The organism is Sporolituus thermophilus DSM 23256, from assembly GCF_900102435.1.
Lineage (GTDB): Bacteria > Bacillota > Negativicutes > Sporomusales > Thermosinaceae > Thermosinus > Thermosinus thermophilus.
On the sequence record NZ_FNBU01000015.1, the window covers coordinates 26,027 to 46,868 of the forward strand.

General features: G+C 51.9%; 18 protein-coding genes. All 18 read left to right on the plus strand.

What is annotated here, in order from left to right:
- Nucleotides 1-21: 21 nt before the first annotated feature.
- Nucleotides 22-297: a EutN/CcmL family microcompartment protein gene (locus BLQ99_RS09690; protein WP_093690464.1), complete on the plus strand. Its 276-nt coding sequence runs from the start codon at nucleotides 22-24 to the stop codon at nucleotides 295-297.
- Nucleotides 294-1,265 (plus strand): cob(I)yrinic acid a,c-diamide adenosyltransferase, encoded by a 972-nt coding sequence (locus BLQ99_RS09695; RefSeq protein WP_093690466.1) that lies wholly within the window; start codon nucleotides 294-296, stop codon nucleotides 1,263-1,265. Before BLQ99_RS09690 ends, BLQ99_RS09695 begins: the two co-directional genes overlap by 4 nt.
- 31 nt (nucleotides 1,266-1,296) lie before the next feature.
- The gene (locus BLQ99_RS09700) at nucleotides 1,297-2,736 is read left to right on the plus strand and encodes an aldehyde dehydrogenase family protein (protein ID WP_093690468.1); all 1,440 of its coding nucleotides are present in this window, start codon (nucleotides 1,297-1,299) and stop codon (nucleotides 2,734-2,736) included.
- Between the two features lie 44 nt (nucleotides 2,737-2,780).
- Nucleotides 2,781-4,112: a 4Fe-4S dicluster domain-containing protein gene (locus BLQ99_RS09705; RefSeq protein ID WP_093690470.1), complete on the plus strand. Its 1,332-nt coding sequence runs from the start codon at nucleotides 2,781-2,783 to the stop codon at nucleotides 4,110-4,112.
- A gap of 14 nt (nucleotides 4,113-4,126) precedes the next feature.
- Nucleotides 4,127-4,675, plus strand: coding sequence for a BMC domain-containing protein (locus BLQ99_RS09710; protein ID WP_093690472.1), 549 nt, complete (start codon nucleotides 4,127-4,129; stop codon nucleotides 4,673-4,675).
- 29 nt (nucleotides 4,676-4,704) lie between these two features.
- Nucleotides 4,705-5,805, plus strand: coding sequence for a glycerol dehydrogenase (locus tag BLQ99_RS09715; protein WP_093690474.1), 1,101 nt, complete (start codon nucleotides 4,705-4,707; stop codon nucleotides 5,803-5,805).
- Between the two features lie 119 nt (nucleotides 5,806-5,924).
- Complete coding sequence (locus BLQ99_RS09720) at nucleotides 5,925-6,500, plus strand: glycerol-3-phosphate responsive antiterminator (RefSeq protein ID WP_093690476.1); 576 nt, start codon at nucleotides 5,925-5,927, stop codon at nucleotides 6,498-6,500.
- A 113-nt stretch (nucleotides 6,501-6,613) separates the two neighbouring features.
- A complete protein-coding gene (glpA, locus tag BLQ99_RS09725) occupies nucleotides 6,614-8,224 on the plus strand; it encodes an anaerobic glycerol-3-phosphate dehydrogenase subunit GlpA (RefSeq protein ID WP_093690478.1) in 1,611 nt (536 codons plus the stop codon).
- Nucleotides 8,211-9,473, plus strand: a complete 1,263-nt coding sequence (gene glpB, locus BLQ99_RS09730; protein ID WP_093690480.1) for an anaerobic glycerol-3-phosphate dehydrogenase subunit GlpB — start codon at nucleotides 8,211-8,213, stop codon at nucleotides 9,471-9,473. The genes glpA and glpB overlap by 14 nt, the downstream gene beginning before the upstream one ends.
- The gene (locus BLQ99_RS09735; RefSeq protein WP_093690482.1) at nucleotides 9,467-10,663 is read left to right on the plus strand and encodes an anaerobic glycerol-3-phosphate dehydrogenase subunit C; all 1,197 of its coding nucleotides are present in this window, start codon (nucleotides 9,467-9,469) and stop codon (nucleotides 10,661-10,663) included. The genes glpB and BLQ99_RS09735 overlap by 7 nt, the downstream gene beginning before the upstream one ends.
- 138 nt (nucleotides 10,664-10,801) lie before the next feature.
- Entirely contained in the window at nucleotides 10,802-11,725 is a 924-nt protein-coding gene (locus BLQ99_RS09740) for a substrate-binding domain-containing protein (protein ID WP_093690483.1), read from the plus strand.
- Complete coding sequence (locus BLQ99_RS09745; protein WP_093690484.1) at nucleotides 11,722-13,143, plus strand: HAMP domain-containing sensor histidine kinase; 1,422 nt, start codon at nucleotides 11,722-11,724, stop codon at nucleotides 13,141-13,143. Before BLQ99_RS09740 ends, BLQ99_RS09745 begins: the two co-directional genes overlap by 4 nt.
- Before the next feature lie 14 nt (nucleotides 13,144-13,157).
- Nucleotides 13,158-13,823, plus strand: coding sequence for a response regulator (locus BLQ99_RS09750; RefSeq protein WP_093690485.1), 666 nt, complete (start codon nucleotides 13,158-13,160; stop codon nucleotides 13,821-13,823).
- Nucleotides 13,824-13,954: 131 nt separating this feature from the next.
- Nucleotides 13,955-15,358: a glycerol-3-phosphate transporter gene (gene glpT, locus BLQ99_RS09755; RefSeq protein WP_216093658.1), complete on the plus strand. Its 1,404-nt coding sequence runs from the start codon at nucleotides 13,955-13,957 to the stop codon at nucleotides 15,356-15,358.
- Nucleotides 15,359-15,652: 294 nt separating this feature from the next.
- Nucleotides 15,653-17,140, plus strand: coding sequence for an NAD(P)/FAD-dependent oxidoreductase (locus tag BLQ99_RS09760; protein WP_093690486.1), 1,488 nt, complete (start codon nucleotides 15,653-15,655; stop codon nucleotides 17,138-17,140).
- Nucleotides 17,121-18,416 carry an NAD(P)/FAD-dependent oxidoreductase gene (locus tag BLQ99_RS09765; RefSeq protein WP_093690488.1) on the plus strand — a complete coding sequence of 432 codons (1,296 nt, stop codon included), beginning with the start codon at nucleotides 17,121-17,123 and terminating at the stop codon, nucleotides 18,414-18,416. Before BLQ99_RS09760 ends, BLQ99_RS09765 begins: the two co-directional genes overlap by 20 nt.
- A complete protein-coding gene (locus tag BLQ99_RS09770) occupies nucleotides 18,413-18,811 on the plus strand; it encodes a DUF1667 domain-containing protein (protein ID WP_093690490.1) in 399 nt (132 codons plus the stop codon). The genes BLQ99_RS09765 and BLQ99_RS09770 overlap by 4 nt, the downstream gene beginning before the upstream one ends.
- Before the next feature lie 234 nt (nucleotides 18,812-19,045).
- Nucleotides 19,046-20,839, plus strand: coding sequence for a GTPase HflX (gene hflX / locus BLQ99_RS09775; protein ID WP_093690492.1), 1,794 nt, complete (start codon nucleotides 19,046-19,048; stop codon nucleotides 20,837-20,839).
- Nucleotides 20,840-20,842 lie beyond the last annotated feature (3 nt).

Sequence of the window (20,842 nt, forward strand, 5' to 3'; positions counted from 1 at the left end):
CCCGGTTAGGAGAGAATAGTCATGGTGATAGGCAAAGTTATCGGCAATGTGGTGGCCACTCGCAAGGACGACAGCCTGGTAGGCAGCAAGCTGCTTATTGTCCGTCCGATCGACCTTACCGGACAAGGCGCTGTCCGGCCGTACGTAGCAGTGGATACAGTCGGGGCGGGTAACGGCGATAATGTGCTGATAGTAGAAGGCAGCTCGGCCCGGCATGTCCTGGGTAAGCCTGACGGTGCCGTCGATGCCGCGATTGTTGGAATTATCGACAGCATTGAGGTGGATCAGGAGTTATGAAAATCTATACCAAAACGGGGGATCGCGGGGAAACCAGTCTGCTGAGCGGCCAGCGGGTGCCCAAGGACCATATCAGGGTGGATACGTACGGCACGATGGACGAAGCAGGTGCTGCCTTGGGGTTGGCCAAGGCGCTCACGATTAACGAACGGGCTGCTGCCATTATTGAACGGCTACAGACGGAGATTGTTGCTCTGAACGCCGACTTAGCCACCGAGGATTGTACAGGCGGCGGGCGCATTACTACGGTCCATGTTGCCGCGCTAGAAGCAACTATCGACAGCCTGACCCAGGAAATTATACCCTGTCAAGGGTTTGTCATTCCCGGCGCGTGTCCTGCCGGAGCCGCTCTTGATTTGTCCAGGACGATCGTGCGCCGGGCTGAGCGCAATGCGGTTGCCCTGCACAGGATTAGCACTCTTCCCTCATGCGTCCTGAAATATTTAAACCGCCTTTCTGATTTGCTGTTTGTCCTTGCCCGTTATGTCGAACAGGAAGAACTGGTAACGTCGGTGACCAGCCGGACAATCAGGGAACTGAACAAAATAAATGACATGAGCAGAGGAGGACGCAAAACCATGCTGGAAAAGGCGAAAAACCTAATCAACGCGGCTGAAAGAAAAGCTGCTGAAATCGGCGTACCCATGGTCATTACCGTCGTGGATGACGGGGGCAACCTGGTAGCCCAGCACCGCATGGACGGAGCTCTACTGGCCAGCATTGCCATATCGCGGGATAAAGCCTATACGGCGGTGGCGCTTAAGATGCCTACTCACCAGGCCGCTGCTTTGGCCCAGCCAGGACAGCCGCTGTTTGGTCTTAATACCATTGACGGCGGACGATTGGTAATTTTCGGCGGAGGTCTGCCGATAATTGACAACGGCAAGATAGTGGGGGGTATCGGGGTGAGCGGCGGCACAGTCGACGAGGACATCGCTGTGGCGCAGGCTGCCCTGGCGGCTTGGTGACGGGCGGTATTCATAAAGAGGTGAGCTGCTTATGGTTGGGGAACAAAAGTTTATTTCGCAAATTGTGGCAGAAGTTTTAGCCAGGTTACAAGAAGAACAGAGTAATCGTACCAAACTGGGGTGCGGCATTTTTCCCACCATGGAGGAGGCTATCGATGCAGCCCAGCGGGCCTTTCGCAAACTGCGTACCATGTCGAAGGAAAAAAGGGAAGAACTGGTACGGGCCATGCGCGACGTCGCTTATACCAACGCCCGGCTGCTGGCGGAAATGGCAGTGGCCGAAACAGGCATGGGGCGGGTAGCTGACAAAATAATCAAAAATCAGCTGGCTGCCCGCAGAACGCCTGGCACGGAAGACCTCAAGACCGAGGCCTGGACAGGCGATTGCGGCCTTACCGTGGTAGAAATGGCGCCTTACGGCGTCATCGGCGCTATTACACCTACTACTAATCCGTCTGCAACTATCATCAACAATAGCATTGGCATGATTGCCGCCGGCAATGCCGTGGTCTTCAGCCCTCATCCGACGGCAAAAAATACATCTTTAAAAACAGTGGAAATACTTAATGAAGCCATCATTAAAGCCGGCGGCCCGCCCGACCTGTTGACCACGGTGGCTGAGCCGTCTATCGAGGTTGCTAATTGCCTGATGCGCCACCACCAGATTAACTTGCTCGTTGCTACCGGCGGGCCGGCGGTTGTCAAAGCCGTTTTGTCATCAGGAAAAAAAGCCATCGGCGCAGGAGCCGGTAACCCGCCGGTAGTTGTGGACGAAACGGCAGATATTGCCAAGGCAGCGCAATCCATTATTGCCGGCTGCTCCTTTGACAACAACTTGCCATGTATTGCTGAAAAAGAAGCAATTGTTGTCGGTAGTGTGGCTGATGAACTTATGGCGTACATGCGCAAATACGGAGGCTATCAGATTAAAGGTAAAGCAATTGATGACTTGATGAAAGTGGTTTTAACCGAAACCAGCCATCAGGCTGCCGCCGGCTGTACGGATAAGCACCGTAAAACCTACAGCGTCAATAAAGCTTACGTAGGCAAAGATGCCCATGTATTGCTCAGAACCATCGGTATTGACGTGCCTGACTCAGTACGTACCATCTTCTGTGAAGTTGACGAAGACCATCCGTTTGTGACAGAAGAACTGATGATGCCCATTTTACCCGTTGTACAGGTTAAAAATATTGATGCAGCCATCGAATTAGCAGTAAAAGTTGAACATGGCAATCGGCACACAGCGGTGATGCATTCCAAGAATGTGGATAATATGACTAATTTCGCCCGAGCTATTCAGACTACCATTTTTGTCAAAAACGGACCTTCATACGCCGGTATCGGCATAGGTGGCGAAGGATTTACTACCTTTACCATTGCCGGGCCGACCGGTGAGGGACTTACCTCGGCCCGGACCTTTACGCGCCAGCGCCGCTGCGTCTTGGTAGACGGTTTTTCCATCGTATGAAAATCCTGTTGCGTTATGGTTAATTAGCAAGAGGAGAGGTTATCATGGCTAACAAGATTGTCGCTGCCGTAAAAGCAGCAGGAGTGGTTGGCGCCGGGGGAGCTGGTTTTCCTACCCATATAAAAATCGACAATGCTGCCGAAGTAGTTATTGCCAACGGCGCAGAGTGTGAGCCGCTGCTAAGGGCTCACCGACATCTTATGGCCGGCGAAAGTGAGCAAATTATTCACGGCCTTAAAGCGGTCATGACTACTACCGGGGCTAGTCAAGGATATATCGCCCTCAAGGCCAAATATGTTACTGCCATAAAAAATCTTGAAACCGTCCTTGCTCGCTTAGGTGAGCAAAATATCCAACTTTTTTTTCTGCCTGATTTTTATCCTGCTGGCGACGAACACGTCTTGGTCCACGAAGTGACCGGCAGGATTATTCCTGAGGGCGGTATTCCCTTAAATGTTGGCGCCGTCGTCTGCAATGTGGAGACACTGTTTAACATAGCCCAGGCAGTGTCCGGGATACCGGTTACAACTAAGTATGTCACAGTAACAGGGGCTGTGCGCAAGCCTGTGACGATCAAAGTGCCTGTCGGGACTAAAGCGAGTGAATTAATAGCCGCTGCCGGCGGTCCGACAGTAAACGACTATGTCATAATTGACGGCGGGCCGATGATGGGAAAAATTGTTAGTGAGAATGCGCCAGTGACCAAAACAACTAGCGGACTAATCGTTTTACCACGTAATAATCCTCTGGTGACGCAAAAAAATTTATCGTGGCAGGTTATTACCAACCATGCCAAGGCGGCATGTTGCAGCTGTCGGGCGTGCACTGATTGTTGTCCGCGTTATCTCCTGGGCCATAGCCTGGAACCGCACCGCATCATGCAGGCGGTAGGCAACGGTTTCACCGGAAATCTTACTACTATTACCAGGGTGTTTCTCTGTTCGGAATGTGGCGCCTGCGAAACCTTCGGTTGCACTATGGGCCTGTCGCCCCGGAGGGTAAATGCTGAACTCAAGCGGTTACTTATTCAAAGTGGCGTAAAAAATCCTCACCGAGCTGTGCCGGCAGGTGTAAGGGCGGGCCGTGAATACCGCCGTATTCCCGCCAAACGCCTTGTGAGCCGCCTGGGTCTGACTGCTTACGACGTGGAAGCGCCGTTAAGCCGGGAGAAATGGGAGCCCGCAGAAGTACGGCTGCCGCTGATTCAACACATCGGCGCCGCGACCGTGCCGGTAGTTAAAGCGGGCGATGCCGTTAAAGCCGGTGATCTTATCGCCATTACCCCTGCTGGTGTGGTAGGAGCTAATGTCCACGCCAGCATTACCGGCACGGTTTATGCCATTGAAGACTTTATTACCATCCGGACGGAGAAATAACGGGAGGGATATGGATGAAACGTGCTATCGGATTATTAGAAATAAAAAATGTCGCCAGGGGCATATTTATTGCTGATGCTATGCTAAAAGCAGGCAATGTCGAACTCATTTCTGCCCTTTCCCTCTGTCCGGGGAAGTATATCATCATGGTTGCCGGCGATGTCGGCGCGGTTCAGAGTGCGGTAAACAGCGGGCGGAACGCAGGTCAGGAATTTGTGGTTGACGATTTTATTCTACCCAATGTACACCCGTCGCTTTTTCCTGCGCTGGCTGGCTGCACAGAAATCAAATCATTGGGAGCACTGGGAATAATAGAGACTTTTTCGGCGGCTTCGGCAGTTGCAGCCGCCGATACGGCGGCCAAAGCAGCGCCGGTGGAACTGGTCGAAATTCGTCTGGCCCGAGGGTTGGGCGGTAAAGCGGTAATAACGTTAACCGGTGACGTAGGGGCTGTAACGGCAGCAGTACAAGCCGGTAGCACGGCCATTGAAGAAAGCGGCTTTCTAGTTGACAGAGTCGTGCTGGCTGCGCCACACAAAGATTTGCATGAAGCAATTCTTTAATAAAATTAAATTGACGAGAGGGGATAGCTATGAAGCGGGTAATGATTTCACCTAACCGTTATGTACAAGGAGCGGGAGTGATCAGCGAAATTGGTAACCAAGTGAAGCTTCTTGGCAGCAAAGCGCTGGTGCTTGGCGGTAAGACCGCCCTAGCTAACGTACGAACAGTCTTGGAAAAAAGTTTTGCTGATAATAAATTGGGCTTGGTTATCGAAAATTTTGGCGGAGAATGCTGCCAAAAGGAAATAGACCGACTGGTAGTTAGTGCTAAAACAAACCAAGCCGACGTAATTATTGGCGTGGGGGGCGGCAAAGCGCTGGACACTGCCAAAGCAGTGGCCTATTATGCCAAGTTGCCGGTGGCAATTGTACCGACTATCGCCGCAACAGATGCGCCGTGCAGCGCCTTATCGGTTATTTATAATGATAACGGTGTTTTCGAATCCTATCTGCTACTACCCAAAAATCCTGACTTGGTATTAGTCGATACAGCTGTTATCGTCAAGGCTCCCGTCCGTCTGCTTGTGGCCGGCATGGGGGACGCTTTGGCCACTTGGTTCGAAGCAGATGCTTGCGCCAAAGCTTTTGCCGGCAATTTGCCTGGAGGTATGTCAACGGCAGCTGCGCTAAGCCTTGCGCGGCTGTGCTATGATATCCTAATCGAATATGGTCATCAAGCCAAACTAGCAGTAGAAAAGGGTGTCGTCACCGGAGCAGTGGAAAAAGTGGTGGAAGCCAACACGCTTTTAAGTGGTATCGGATTCGAAAGCTCAGGTCTGGCGGCAGCGCATGCCGTACATAATGGGTTTACCGTATTAGAAGAAACCCATCACATGTATCATGGCGAGAAAGTGGCGTTTGGTACCTTAGTCCAGCTGGTCTTAGAAAATCGGTCTACCGGTGAAATCAATGAAGTGTTGGAATTCTGCGGTAAGGTAGGCCTTCCGGTGACTTTGGCCGAAATAGGAGTGTCCCAAATAACGGAAGAAAAAATCTGGAAAGTAGCCCAGACAGCGTGTGCCCCTGGTGAAACTATTCATAACGAGCCGTTCCCGGTAAGTCCCGAAATGGTTTATGCGGCAATTATGGCCGCCGATGCTCTTGGTTCAGTTTACAAGGCAGGTAAATAGGATGATTTATTGATGTATAAACTCAAAATAGCCACATGATTTCTCTTGTTTTAGCGCCTGTCTAATGATATTATAGTATCGATAGAAAGTTTGTTTTGGCTTTATACGGGGGGACTTTAATGGCGGGCAGCATTGTCAGTTTGTTGTTTAACAGCCCCGTTATTCCGGCAGTTCGAACCCCTGATGATTTCAAATTTGCCCTCACCCAAACTACCGCTCCCAGCATTATCCTTTTATTTGGCGACATTAACATGTTGCCTGACTTATTGGCGCAAGCGCAGCAGTATCATAAACGGCTTGTACTGCACCTTGACTTGTTTGAAGGAGTCGGTAAAGACAAAGCTGGCATTCAATTCTTGGCCCGCCTCGGAGTAAGTGCCGTAATTACGACCAAATCGCAATTGGCCAAGATAGCCCGTGAACAGGGAATGATCGTTGTCCAGCGGCTGTTTATCATGGATTCGGAAGCCGTCAGAACAGGGATCCATTTACTTACCCATTTCAAGCCCGATGCGCTGGAAATTCTTCCTGCTTCTGTTCCTGGCAGCGTAGTACAGAAGTTAATCAGGGAAACTGGCCTGCCGATTTTGGCCGGTGGGCTTATTGAGGGCACAGAAGATGTAGCCGAGGCGCTGCAAAAGGGGATATGCGCCGTGAGCACCAACAAGCGGGAGTTATGGAAGCTTAGGTTTTAATTAACTTAATATTGCGGACTAGACATGGAGAAGTCCAATTACATTCGGCAATTACGGGTTGCCGGTGTAATTGGACTTTTTGTTTTCTAAACATATAACAAAGGGGTGGCAAAATGCAGTACGCTACAGTTGTGGTAATTGGCGGCGGAGCTACCGGGACCGGCATTCTAAGGGACCTAGCAATGCGGGGGATCAAAGCCGTGCTGTTAGAACAGCGCGACCTGGCATACGGCACCAGTTCGCGGTTTCACGGCCTGTTGCACAGCGGTGGTCGGTACGCCGTGAAGGACCCGGAATCGGCACGGGAATGCATTGAGGAAAACCGCATACTGCGCCGCATTGGCCGTTACTGTGTCGAGGAAACAGAAGGCTTTTTCGTCCGGCTGCCGGAAGATGATGAGAAATATGAACAACAGTGGGTTGAATCTTGCGCCCGGCTGGGCATCCCGGCTGTCCCCATTTCACCGCAAGAAGCCCGACGCCTCGAACCTTGTTTATCACCGCGGATTAAAACAGTCTACCGTGTCCCTGATGCTGCGATCGACGGTTTTAGGCTGGTCTGGCAAAATGCCGCCTCGGCTGCCAGATACGGCGGCAGTGTTCGTACTTATTCTGAAGTTATTAAAATTGAGCATGTCAATAACCGGGTAGTCAGGGTGAAGGTAAGGAACACCTTAACGGGGGAAACGGACGCTATTGCCTGCGATTATGTGATTAATGCCGCTGGTCCGTGGGTAGGACAAGTTGGCGCTTTAGCAGGCGTTACAGTTGATGTAAAGCCTGATCGTGGGACGCTGATCGCCTTTAACCACCGGCTTAGCAACCGGGTAATCAACCGCTTGCGTCCGCCGTCTGACGCCGATATTTTTGTGCCCCACGGCACGGTTACCATTCTGGGGACGACTTCAGTGCCGACAGACAGACCCGATGACTTTCAGGTCAGGACGGAAGACGTCCTTAGCCAGCTGCGTACCGGCCAAGTCCTGTTCGAAGACTTGGAGAGGTACCGGATATTGCGGGCGTTTGCCGGGACCCGTCCATTATACAGCGCCGACGCCAAAGGGCGGGCTGCTGCCCGCACTTTTGCGGTTATCGACCATGCCAAGACGGATGGGCTGTATGGTTTTATCAGCGTGGCCGGCGGCAAATTGACGACCTACCGTTTGATGGCGGAAAAAACGGTAGATGTGATTTGCCAGTATTTAAACATAAAAGAACCGTGCCGGACTGCCGTTGAGCCCCTTGTTCCTGAACATTCGCCCGAAAAAATTAATGAAGCGCGCCGCTATTTCCCCGCTTTCGGCGCCGAAAAGGCAGTGGCGCGGCTTGGATCTGACCTTGACGGTGTTCTGAACCGGCTTAAGCATGATAATACTGCCCGGCAGTTAGTCTGTGAATGCGAACTGGTTACACTGGGTGAATTACGGGAAGTTGCCGCCGGGGATAAGAGTTTTTGTCTTGATGATATACGGCGTAAGACGCGCATGGGCATGGGAACTTGTCAGGGGACTTTTTGTGCCTTACGCAGCGTCGGAGCGGTAGTTGCCGAAGGACTGGAAAAAGACAGGACGCCCTGTGGTCTGCTTAAAGATTTTCTACAATCACGCTGGTCAGGAATCCGTCCGGTCTTGTGGGGCAGCCAGCTGCGCGAGGCGGAACTTATGCGGGCCGTTTACGGTGCTACGCTCAATATTGATGGAGTGGTGCAGTGTGAGAGAAAGTGATGTAATTGTCATCGGCGGTGGCCTGGCAGGGCTTATGGCCGCCGCTACGGCTGCCCGGCAGGGCAAAAAGGTGACACTGTTAACAAAAGGTGCGGGGACACTGACGGTTGGCAGTGGCGTCATAGACGTTTTGGGCTATGTGAACGCCACTGCAGTAATCAGTCCTTATCAGTCAATTACTGCCTTAAGTGCTGATCACCCCTATACGATAATGGGCCGGGAAACCGTAGAGCAGGGACTGGAGAGTTTTTTGGCCATTTGCCGGGAAGAAGGTTACCCTTTTGCTGGCAGCTTACACCAGAATATCTGGCTGCCGACTGTCGCAGGTACGCTCAAACCCAGCTGTCTCGTGCCTGAAACAATGAACCCCCTGGGTATGGAATGTGCGGCCAAAGTGGTTGTTGTAGGGTTCCGGGGCCTAAAGGACTTTTATCCGCAGCTTGTGGTGAAAGGCCTGAAGCAGATCGCGCCTTACCGCGGTAATTACCATATTATGGAAATCGACCTGCAGCTGACCGGCGGCCGGGATGTAACTTTCCTGGACATTGCCCGGCGACTGGACACGGCTGAGGGCCGTGGCAGTCTGGTTAAACATTTGAGCGCCCATGTCGGGTCTGGCGACTGGGTGCTGCTGCCCCCTGTCCTGGGGACGGAACCGGACTATAACATATGGAAACAATTAGAACAAGAACTTGGCTGCCGACTGGTCGAACTGGTCGCTCCGCCACCGGCGGTTACCGGAAGCAGGCTGCATAAATTATTTGTACGCCACCTTAGGCGGCTGGGAGTAAATATCGTTGAAAACGCTTTCGTGCGCTCAGCCGATTACAGCAAGCACCACTGCCGGGCAGTGATAACCCAGGGGTGGGGCCGTGAGCGTGAGTATTTTGCCGATGCATTCATCCTGGCAACAGGCGGTTTCCTGGGCGGTGGGCTTATCGCAGAGCCGAACCGCGTATACGAGCCGATTTTTGGGTTGCCAGTAGAAATTCCTGCTGCTTGGGAAATGTGGAGCAATCGTGATTTGTTTGATTGCACCGGGCACATGTTTGGGCGGGCGGGCATCCGGATAAACGGACAATTGCGCCCTCTTGGCCCAAACGGGCAGGTAGTTCTGGAAAATGTTTATCTTGCCGGCAAGATGCTGGCCGGCTATGATTACTGCCTGGAAAAGTCGGGTAACGGTGTGGCGGTTGTTTCTGGTTACCAGGCAGCAATATTGGCGTTGGCGGGGGTGAAGGGATGCTAAAACACAAATGCCTGGACCAATGTATCGCCTGCACGGCCTGTACCGTACAATGCCCGGTAACAGCCGCGGCACGCGAGTTTGCCGGTCCGAAAATGGTTGGGCCGGCTTTGGAAAGATTCCGCCTGTTCGACCAGGACATTGAAAATTCTGCTGATTATTGTACAAACTGCAAAAACTGCGATATAACGTGCCCGTCAAGTGTGCCGGTTTCACTGTTCAGTACGTTGGCCAAAGCCCAGTACCGTCGGCAAAACGGCAAAAGCCTGCGCGACTGGATACTCGTAAACGGCGAAATGTTTGCCCGGTTAGCCAGTCCGGTTGCATCGGTAGCCAATATGGCCATGAATAACCCCGTTGTCAGAACGATGCTGAAAGCCGTCGGCATTGCCGACCGCCCGCTACCCAAGTATGCTGTCAGAAACTTTTACCGTCAGTTCGCAGAATTAAGACAACGGCGTTTTCCAGACAAAATCGTGTTTTTTCCGGGCTGCTATATTGGCTACAATGATCCGCAGGTAGGAATGGATCTGGTAGCAATATTGCAGGCCAGCCGCTATGAAGTTATAGTTCCTGACGTTGTTTGCTGCGGTACCCCTGCCGTTGCTAACGGCTACCTTGAACTGGCGGAAGAAAAGGCAAGGCGCAACCTGCGTGAATTAAGGCGCTGGGCCCGGGAGGGCTGGCCGATTGTCACTTGCTGCACCAGCTGCGGTTTGACGCTGCGGCAGGAATATTGGGAACTGTTTCAGGCAGATGGGGCGGACGAGGTCGCCAGCCAGCACTACGATGCCGGAGAGTTTTTATTGGAAATGCTTGAACAAGGGCGTTTGAATTCTGAGTTTATTCCCCTTGCGGGCAAGTACCTGTATCATGCCCCCTGTCACCTGCGGGCCCAGGGTATCGGCCTTCCCGGTCTGGAGCTGCTGCGGTCCATTCCGGGCTGCGAGGTTAACGTGGCCGATGCTGGTTGTTGCGGCATTGCCGGCAGTTACGGTTTTAAAAAAGATAAATATGATATTGCCATGAAAATCGGCGAGCGCTTGTTCACAAAAATAAAGGACAGCCAAGCAGACATGGTGGTGACGGAATGCGGGACGTGCCGTATTCAGATTGAATATGCTACCGGGGTTAAGGCGGTGCACCCCGTATCGCTGTTTAAACAAGCGCTGCGCCTTGACCGGGTCGGGTAACTGACTCAGGCATTTTACCCAACAATGTTATTTCCAAAAAGTTTGGTAGGCCCTCTGAAACCCGAGCAGCAGGTATGAACGGAAGCAACATAGAAAGATAATGTTGAGGTGGGACATACTGGTTAACGGGTGATTATAGTGAATATACGCTGTGCCGTTTGTCTGCTTATCGTTTTTTTGTGTGTGCTTATCAGCGGCTGCCAACAAAATGCAAGGCCATATATTGATTTTCGTCAAAAAGAAACTCACGCTGCCTATAACCCTGTTGAAGCTTCCCCGAAGCCGTTGCGCATTGCCCTGGCTTCCGTGCTGTCGCCGAAGGAGACTATTAGTCACTACCGCAGAATTGCCCAATATATTTCGGGGCGGCTGGGGTTCCCCGCTGTCCTTGTTCAGCGTACGACCTATGAAGAACTGAATATGCTTCTTGCTAACGGCGAAGCGGATGTAGCGTTTTCCTCCACTGGCGCTTACAGTGCTTACCGCGGTATGGCCGAGACGGAAATTCTGGCCATGGCTGAATATCAGGGTACTACTTTATATCTGGCGTATGTAATTGTGCCGAAAACCAGCCCCGTGGAAAAATTGGACGACCTTAGGGGAAAAGTTTTTGCCTTTACCGACCCGCTTAGCTATTCCGGTCACATGTGCATCGTCGATTACTTGTGGCAGCGGCGGGAAGTCCCGGAAAAATTTTTCAGCCGGTATATTTATACTTATAATCATGACAAATCGGTGTGGGCAGTGGCGAACAATCTCGCTGACGGCGCCAGCGTCGACAGCATGATTTATGACTATGTGGCCGCAACGAAACCCGAAATTGCCGCCAATGTGCGGATTATTGCCACCATCGGCCCGGCGCCGACCGGGCCGGTGGTAATACGCAAAAACTTAAGTCCCGAACTGAAGGCACAACTTAGGATGGTTTTTCTTGACATGGATAAAGACCCCCAAATGCGGACAGCCCTCCAAGGCCTGTTGATCGACCGGTTTGTGCCGCCTCAGCCTGAACTTTATGAACCCCTGCGCCGACTATATGACCGAGCGGGTGGGTTGCCATGAGGTGGCTGGGGCGCTTGAGTATCTACTATAAGGTGAACGGCATTATCGTTGGTATGCTGCTGTTGGTAGGGCTGTTGGTATGGATTGTGATCCGTCAGGCCACCGTTGATCTGTTGGGACAACAAATGGAGAAGCGTGGCCTGGAAGTGGCTAATTATATCGCTGCTCTCAGCGCCAATGATATTTTGCTGGACAACCACTACGCTCTCTATGAACGAATAAGTAAAACACAACACAATACGGAAGACGTAAGGTATGTCCTGATTACCGATTATACTGGCCGCATTCTGGCCCATACATTTTCTGACGGGCTGCCGCGAGGACTGGCAACGCTGAGGGATAGCGGCGGTTCATTAGCGGTAATTAAGTTTGACACCAATGAAGGTACTATCCGGGAAGTAATGGTCCCCATTGAAAACGGGGACATCGGTTTTGTCCGCGTTGGCATGTCGGAAAACAGCACTCAGCAATTATTAAATAAAACAAACCGCAACTTTTTTATTGGTATTATAATGATGTGCGTTATTGCCACTTTTTTGGCTACATGGCTGACTTCCGTAATTATCCGGCCTATTCGCAGCCTGGCTGAAGCTGTTGCTAAAATCCAGAGCGGCAATCTTTCCGCCCGGGTAGAGGCGAAAACAGGCGATGAAGTGGGGCTTTTGGCAGTCGCGTTTAATCAAATGGTCGCCGGTCTCAAGGAGAAAGAGAAGGAAAATAATCTATTACTGGAAGAGCTCAGGCATAAGGAAGCCATGCGCACCTTTCTGATAAAAAAACTTTTCACCATTCAGGAGGATGAGCGTAAGCGCATATCAAGGGAACTCCATGACGAGACGGGACAGTTGCTGGCGTCGCTGCTTGCTTATATGAAACTCTTGCTTTCCAAGCTGACCGACCAGCAGCAAAAAGAGCTTTTGCAGGAGGCTCGTGACGTAGCGGTAAACGCGCTGGAAGGCTTGCGAAAAATTGCTGTAGAATTAAGGCCGCCGGTACTGGACGATTTAGGGGTCACGGCGGCTATGCAAAAATATATCCAGACTTTTAGCAGACAACAGGGGTTGAAGGTACATTTTTCTGCTCCGGAGGAACAGCTGGAGTTGGATCCGGAAATCTCCCTGGCGCTTTACCGCATACTGCAGGAGAGCCTTACAAATATTGCCAAACATGCAAGGGCATCAAATGTCTATGTTTGTTTGTCCGCCGCCGACCAAACCGTAAGGCTAATTGTCCGTGACGACGGCCTGGGGATTAACGGGAGCCTTGAGTCTGCCGGCCCAAAAAACCGGTTGGGCATTTACGGCATGAAAGAACGGGCCGAACTTTTGGGCGGCAGCCTCGACATTCATTCGGAAAACGGTTGCGGTACTGTTGTCATTGTTGTATTGCCGAAAATTTTGTCTAACGTCCTTAAGTGAGCGGGGTTGATCATATGGCGAAAATAAAAATTATCCTGGCCGATGACCATGCGGTTCTTCGGGCTGGCCTGAAACTGCTGCTCAATAATGAGCCGGACTTTACTGTCGCGGGCGAGGCAGCTGACGGGCAGCAAGTGCTGCGTTTGCTGGAAAGAGAAACGGCTGACGTATTGATACTTGACTTGGCTATGCCTGTCATGGGGGGGCTGGAAGTCATCAGGGAGCTCAAGAGCCGTGGCTGCCCGGTAAAAATCCTGGTGCTGACGATGCATGAAGACGAGCAGTATTTGAAAGAAGCAATGCGGATTGGGGCGTTAGGATATGTGGAAAAGAAAGCCGTCGATACGGAGCTGTTTCAGGCAATCCGGACGGTCGCTAAAGGCCGGCGGTACTTAAACCCCGCCAAGACTCAGGAACTGCTGGGCAGTCTATTGGCAGGCGCTGCCGCACACCCTGCCGATGATCCTTACACGTTGTTGAGCTTTCGGGAGCGGGAAGTGCTTAAATATATGGTTAGAGGCTATTCATTGAGCGAGATTGCGAAAATGTTATGCATCAGCGTTAAGACGGTGGATACGCACAAGACCAGGATTATGAATAAGCTAGGATATACGGAAAAAAGCCAGTTGGTGGAATATGCCTTAAAGCATGGGCTATTGACAACAAAATTAACCCGGTAGGAATTTTTCCTACGGGGTTTTCTCATTTTTTCTTACTGCAAAATCAGCATTTTGCTGATATGAGAATTTTCCGTTAACGGCAATAATTGGAGATGAAGTGGAGAAATGGAGAAAGAGAGGGTGAAAATTTTATGTCGGAAACCACTAAGGCTACATCAATATCGACGGCGGCACAAGCGAAAAAAGGCGGGTTGTTCAGTTTTTTTGAACCGGCCCCTCACATACCGCGCCTGCCTGACGAAAAAGTGGCCAAACTGTATCCCAAGTATCGTTTGCAGGTATTCATGAGCATTTTTATCGGTTATGCCACTTATTATTTGACGAGAAGTAACTTTCCCATGGCGGCTCCGCACCTTATCAAAAATTTAGGTTTTACTACCGCCGATATCGGCAATGTGCGCGCTGCCCTCGGCCTGGCGTACGGCCTGAGCAAGTTTGTCATGGCTACCTGGTCCGACCGGAGTAACCCCCGCTATTTCATGGCGGCAGGCCTGTTTTTGTCCGGGGTTGTGAATTTGTTCTTCCCGCTGACAACCAGTGTTACAATCATGTTTATCCTCATGTTTCTCAATGGCTGGTTCCAGGGGATGGGCTGGCCTCCCAGCGGCCGTACCATGACGCACTGGTTCTCGGTAAGTGAGCGCGGCACCAAGATGGCCATCTGGAACTGTGCCCACAATATTGGCGGCGGCATTATCGCGCCTATCTGCATCTGGGCACTGTTCTCCTTCGGCTGGCAAGGCATGTTCTATGTACCCGCTATCATTGCCATTGCCATCAGTTTCTTTATTATCGCTACTTTGCGGGACACACCGCAGTCAGTAGGCTTGCCGCCCATTGAAGAGTACAAAAATGACTATCCTGTTGCTGCTAAAGGCATTGACGCGGAAAAAGAATTGACGGTCAAAGAGATTTTATTTAAATATGTACTGAATAATAAATATGTGTGGACGATTGCTATTGCTAATGCTTTCGTATATTGCGTGCGTTACGGCGTGGTGGACTGGGCCCCGACCTACCTGATGCACATGAAACAGCTATCGGTGAAGAACGCCGGCTGGGGTTATTTTATTTACGAGTATGCCGGAATACCGGGAACGTTGCTGGCAGGCTGGCTGAGCGACAAATACTTCCGGGGGCGCCGTTCGCCGGTTAGTTTTATTTACATGATTGCAGTGCTGGCCGCCGTATTTGTTTACTGGAAAAACCCGGCTGGCAACCCGCTGGTGGACATTATCGCCCTGGCTGCTATCGGCTTCCTCATTTACGGACCGGTCATGCTGATCGGCGTCAGCGCCCTCGACATGGTACCGAAAAAAGCCGCCGGTACGGCTGCCGGGTTTACCGGATTATTCGGTTATCTCTTCGGGACGGTCGCCGCGAGCTCGGGCATCGGTTACGCCGTGAAAGCCTTCGGATGGGACGCCGGTTTCTACATTCTGATCGGCTCGTGCTTGCTGGCAATGTTGTTCCTGCTGTTTACCTGGAATTTCAAGCCGACGAGCGAAGCTGACGATGCCGCCTGCAAGGCGTAAATAGCAAATTAAACTTAATATCTGGGACTGGAGAGAACAAGAGATGGTCATCAAGTAGCGCCTGTAGCGGCAGGTGCCATTGCACCATCTCTTGCCTTTTTGCGATCTGGCTTAATGCGTTGGTCTATGTACAATGTTTGCCTGGAAAGACCAGCTATAAAAAAGTCAAGCCCTCTATGTTGAGAAATCCAATATAAAATTTGGCTGTTTTTAGGCACGACAAAAAGCCTTAGCAAAATGTTAAGCTTCATGTCTTACAAACAGTAAAGGTGGAGTAATGAAGGAAGTGAAGTTATGGCTGAACGAATGAAAGCAGATGTAGTAATCATCGGCGGCGGGATTGTCGGCGCGGCGATTGCGCGGGAGTTGGCAAGGTTTGAGCTTGATACCGTATTGGTAGAGCGCCATCCCGATGTCGCCATGGGAACTTCCAAAGCCAACAGCGGCATTTTACATGCCGGTTTTGACGCGCAACCGGGCACGCTTAAGGCGAAGCTAAATGTGCGTGGTAATGATTTATACCGTCGCCTGCAGGAGGAGCTGGACCTGGAAATCAAATGGCCCGGCTCACTGGTGATAGCCCACGATGCCGAAGGAATGCAAACAATTCACGAACTGCTGGACCGCGGCCGTGCCAATGGCGTTCCCGGCCTGGCCATTTTAGACAAGGAGGCAGTACTGGCGCGCGAACCTAATTTGACTAAAGACGTCGTGGGCGCGTTGTGGGCGCCGACGGCGGGAGTGATTTGCCCCTTTGGAGCGGCGATTGCGATGGCGGAAAATGCCGTTCAGAACGGCGTACGCGTCATCACTGAGTGCCCGGTCTATAAAATCGAAGCCGAGGGCGGCCAAATAAGGGGAGTACATACCGGCCGGGGGTTTATCAGCGCCCAGTTCGTCGTCAACGCCGCCGGTGTGCAAGCCGATGACCTGAGCAGGTCGGCGGGGGATGAAAGTTTTTCCATCAGGGCGCGCAAGGGCGAATATATTTTGTTCGACAAGACGGTAGGAAAATGGGTGAACAGTATTATTTTCCCGACGCCGAGCAAAGTGTCAAAAGGCATACTGGTTGCCCCTACCGTGCACGGCAATTTGTTTATCGGTCCTAATGCCCGGGAGGTGGATGACCGCGCCGACCTATCCACCACGCCGCAAGGACTTGCCGAAATTATCAACGGCGCCCGGCAGTTGGTGCCTGACTTGCCGCTGCATGCCGCAATCACCCAGTTTGCCGGGCTGCGGGCGGTAGCAGACGGCGGCGATTTTATCATCCGGCCGTCGGCGACGGTGCGCGGGCTTGTCCACGCCGCGGGCATACAGTCGCCGGGGCTGACGGCGGCGCCTGCCATTGCCGAGAAAGTAGTGGATATCCTGCGCGAGGAAGGGCTTAACTTAAGGCCGAAGGCCTCCTTCAACCCCATAAGGCCGCGGCGGGTCAGGTTTAATGAGCTGACAAGGGACCAACAACGGGAACTTGTAGCAAGAAATCCGTTATATGGGAGGGTTATCTGCCGCTGCGAGACGGTGACGGAAGGAGAGATTGTCGCTGCCATTCACGCCCCCTGCGGCGCTAGGACGGTTGACGGCGTAAAAAGGCGCACCCGGGCGGGGATGGGACGGTGCCAGGGCGGATTTTGCGGCCCGCGTGTTGTCGCCATCCTAGCGCGGGAACTTGGTATTCCGGTGACAGCTGTACGCAAGGACACTGCCCGGTCCTACCTGTTTTACGACAAAATCCCCAGAAGCTGTGAGGTGGACTGTCATGACAAAACGGAGTGCTGAACTTTGTTACGATGTAGCGGTAATCGGCGGGGGGCCGGCCGGACTAGCCGCCGCATACAGCGCGCGACAAAACGGCGCCAGACAGGTACTCATCATCGAGCGGGACCGGGAGCTTGGCGGCATATTGCAGCAGTGCATCCACAACGGCTTTGGCCTCCACCGTTTCCGTGAGGAACTGACCGGCCCGGGGTATGCCAGCCGTTATGTGAAACTGGTGGCCAACGACCCGGGAATTGCCGTACTGCTTGACACAATGGTGTTGGAAGTCGATCGGGACAAAACGGTCTGGGCGGTCAATCCCCGCGAGGGGCTGCTGGCGATCAGGACCAAGGCGATTGTTTTCGCCATGGGCTGCCGGGAACGGACCCGGGGCGCTATCCGCATTCCCGGCGGCCGGCCGGCAGGGGTGTTCACGGCGGGAGCCGCCCAGCGGATGGTCAATATGGAAGGATATTTGCCAGGAAAAAAGGTCGTCATTTTAGGATCGGGTGACATTGGCCTCATCATGGCCCGGCGTATGACGCTCGAAGGGGCAAAAGTTCAGGCGGTCATCGAGATCATGCCGTATTCTAACGGCTTAACGCGCAACATTGTCCAGTGCCTGGAGGACTATCACATCCCCCTGTATTTGTCCCACACTATCACCGCTATTCACGGCGGCGAACGGGTTACCGGGGTCACCGTTGCCAAGGTAGACGAAAACCGGCTGCCGCTGGCGGAAACGGAATTTGAACTGGCGTGCGACTGTGTACTCCTGTCGGTCGGCCTGATACCGGAAAACGAGCTGTCGCGGTCCGCCGGGGTGGAAATCGACAGCATCACTGGCGGCCCGGTAGTGGACCAGTTCCGCCAGACCTCGCTACCCGGTTTTTTCGCCGCAGGCAATGTAGTGCATGTTCATGACCTTGTGGATTTTGTGTCGGAAGAGGGGGAAACGGCAGGAAAATATGCGGCGCTGTACGCACAGGGTCATATGGGCGATTACGTTCGGAAGGTCATCGTCTTGACCGGCGACGGGATGCGGTCGGTTGTACCGCAGCGCCTTAGCCTCTACTCCGGCTCAGATGATCCTGTCCGCTTATTCATGCGCGTTGCCCGGCCCGAGCAGCGCGTCACCATCCAAGTAGAAGCAGGCGACCGAATAATCCAGGAGCGCCGGTTGCCTGTTGCCAAACCGAGCGAAATGGTTGTGGTGGATATCCCCGCCGATAAGCTGCACAATGTTGATGGCCAAATCGTCGTGTCAGTGAGACGTCAGGGTGGTGAAAAGCAATGAGTGAGATAAAGCGGCGCATCAGCTGCATTGTTTGTCCGCTAGGCTGTGAGGGAGAAATCGTACTCGAAGGAGGGCAGATTACCGCCGTAACCGGGTTCACCTGCCCACGCGGCCACCAGTACGCCCGGGAGGAAGTAACGGCGCCGAAACGGATGCTGACAACGACCGTCCGGGTGGTCGGTGGCCAGCTGCCACTCCTGCCGGTGGTCTCGAAAGGACCGCTGCCAAAGGACAAGATTGTCGCTTGCGCGCGGTTCTTGTCAACGGTAATTGTAACTGCACCAGTCTGTGAAGGCGATATTGTTTGCGAAAACATCCTCGGCCTTGGCGTTGACATCGTCGCCAGTCGGGATTTGCCAGTCGTTGATAAAAACTCACCCCAAAACGTGCTATGAACCGGATAGATTAATTTTTTGGTTGTTCTGTATAATAGCGCCTGTGATGTAACAGGCGCTATTATTTTAAGTAAGGGTTCGGTTGTAGTTCAAGTTTACTAATTTGGTCGCAGTACTTGAAGCAACACCATATTTGTCACTCTTATTAGTAGTTCTTGCTATTATAAGCCTGGCAAGTGTAAAATGAAATACTAGAGTTATATTTTGGTGGATAGTTTGGACAAGGAGAGCAATATGGCTGAGATTCATGGAGACATAGCTGGATTAAGAAAATCGACTATTTCCCGGCTGGAAAAGCTGTACGATTTCGTTGTACCTTCCGGTCAGGTTGCTACAGGAGAGATTATTCAACTTTTGGCTGAACTATCGGGCGAATTGAAGCGGGAAATAGCTCTCTATCTTAATCGCCGCGGCCAAGTTATTCGGGTAGCCATTGGGGATGCGACAACCGTAGGGCTTCCTCAGGCTAATGGGCGGCGTGCTTTAAACCGGTTAAGCGGCCTTCGATGTTTGCATACCCATCCCAGCGGTGATAGCCAGTTAAGTGATGTCGATCTGGCGTCGTTACGGGAAATGCGCTTTGATTTGATGGCTGCTTTGGGAGTTGAAGGTGGCGCCGTAAAACAAGTAAGTTTTGGTTATATCAGCGGCTGTCGGAATGACGAACTCCTTGTCCAAACTGTTGGACCGGTACGGTTAGAGGACTTTATTCTGCTGGATTTTTCCTTTTTGCTGAAACAGATTGAAGATCAGTTGGTCCACAGAAAACAAGCGAGCGAAGCTATTAAACCTGAGCGCGCCCTACTCGTAGGTATCGAAAAGGGCACTGGCTGGAATATTTCAGATTCTTTAAAAGAACTTGCTCAACTGGCGGAAACGGCCGGCGCACAGGTAGTAGATATAATCTCGCAGCGGCGTGAGCGGCCGGATGCCGCATTTTTTATCGGCCGCGGGAAAGTACACGAAATTAATCTCCTGCGTCAGTCCAAGGATATAAATCTAATCATTTTTGATGACGAACTGTCGCCAGCCCAACAACGTAACCTAGAACAGGCTTTGGGTATAAAAGTACTTGACCGCACGGCATTAATTTTAGATATTTTTGCTCAACGGGCGCGGACACGTGAGGGAAAGTTGCAAGTTGAACTGGCCCAACTTCGCTATAACCTGCCGCGTTTGGGCGGACAAGGTTTGGTATTGTCGCGGCTAGGTGGTGGAATTGGTACACGGGGCCCCGGCGAAACGAAACTCGAAGTCGATAAGCGACGTATTCGCGAGAGAATTGCCGATATCGAGGCTGAGATTGAGCAAATAAAAAAACATCGCAATTTGCATCGTGAACGTCGACAGAATGCCAATCTTCCTACGCTAGCGCTAGTAGGTTACACGAATGCCGGGAAATCGACACTGCTAAATACGTTGACCAACGCAGGCGTTCTGGCGGAGGATAAGCTTTTTGCCACTCTTGATCCTACAACTCGTCGGTTCAAGCTGCCAAACGGGCAAGAGGCATTACTTACCGATACCGTGGGGTTTATCCAAAAGCTACCGCATCAGCTAATTGCTGCATTTCGAGCAACTTTGGAAGAAGTGGTGCATGCTGATCTTTTACTGCATATTGTCGATGCGAGCTATCCGCGGTATGAGGAGCAAATGGGTTCGGTCTTTGAGGTATTGCGGGAACTTCAGGCAGATACCAAGGATATCATCACCGTCTTTAATAAAATTGATAAAATTGAAAACCCCAATATTATTGCTCGTCTCGTGCGCGAACCTGACAGTGTTGCCATATCAGCCCTAACCGGCTTGGGAATTGATAGCCTACTAGAGCAAGTGCAAAATAAGTTAAGAAATATTACCACAGATGTATGTTTGGTTATACCTTATTCCGAGACCGGACTCGTCAATCAGTTGTATGAACTTGGCTCTGTTATCAGCATTGATTATAAAACAGAAAATATTGTTGTCCACGCACAGTTACCTCACCAATTTCGAAAGCGTTTTGAACCCTATATGAAACAGGAGTGAACA

Bases quoted from the DNA above. Each gene is read 5' to 3' on its own strand.
- BLQ99_RS09705 (WP_093690470.1), top strand. From the start codon at position 2,781: ATGGCTAACAAGATTGTCGCTGCCGTAAAAGCAGCAGGAGTGGTTGGC.
- BLQ99_RS09750 (WP_093690485.1), top strand. From the start codon at position 13,158: ATGGCGAAAATAAAAATTATCCTGGCCGATGACCATGCGGTTCTTCGG.
- BLQ99_RS09715 (WP_093690474.1), top strand. From the start codon at position 4,705: ATGAAGCGGGTAATGATTTCACCTAACCGTTATGTACAAGGAGCGGGA.
- BLQ99_RS09760 (WP_093690486.1), top strand. From the start codon at position 15,653: ATGGCTGAACGAATGAAAGCAGATGTAGTAATCATCGGCGGCGGGATT.
- BLQ99_RS09695 (WP_093690466.1), top strand. From the start codon at position 294: ATGAAAATCTATACCAAAACGGGGGATCGCGGGGAAACCAGTCTGCTG.
- BLQ99_RS09735 (WP_093690482.1), top strand. From the start codon at position 9,467: ATGCTAAAACACAAATGCCTGGACCAATGTATCGCCTGCACGGCCTGT.
- BLQ99_RS09745 (WP_093690484.1), top strand. From the start codon at position 11,722: ATGAGGTGGCTGGGGCGCTTGAGTATCTACTATAAGGTGAACGGCATT.
- BLQ99_RS09690 (WP_093690464.1), top strand. From the start codon at position 22: ATGGTGATAGGCAAAGTTATCGGCAATGTGGTGGCCACTCGCAAGGAC.
- glpA (WP_093690478.1), top strand. From the start codon at position 6,614: ATGCAGTACGCTACAGTTGTGGTAATTGGCGGCGGAGCTACCGGGACC.
- hflX (WP_093690492.1), top strand. From the start codon at position 19,046: ATGGCTGAGATTCATGGAGACATAGCTGGATTAAGAAAATCGACTATT.
- BLQ99_RS09770 (WP_093690490.1), top strand. From the start codon at position 18,413: ATGAGTGAGATAAAGCGGCGCATCAGCTGCATTGTTTGTCCGCTAGGC.
- BLQ99_RS09710 (WP_093690472.1), top strand. From the start codon at position 4,127: ATGAAACGTGCTATCGGATTATTAGAAATAAAAAATGTCGCCAGGGGC.
- BLQ99_RS09720 (WP_093690476.1), top strand. From the start codon at position 5,925: ATGGCGGGCAGCATTGTCAGTTTGTTGTTTAACAGCCCCGTTATTCCG.
- glpT (WP_216093658.1), top strand. From the start codon at position 13,955: ATGTCGGAAACCACTAAGGCTACATCAATATCGACGGCGGCACAAGCG.
- BLQ99_RS09700 (WP_093690468.1), top strand. From the start codon at position 1,297: ATGGTTGGGGAACAAAAGTTTATTTCGCAAATTGTGGCAGAAGTTTTA.
- BLQ99_RS09765 (WP_093690488.1), top strand. From the start codon at position 17,121: ATGACAAAACGGAGTGCTGAACTTTGTTACGATGTAGCGGTAATCGGC.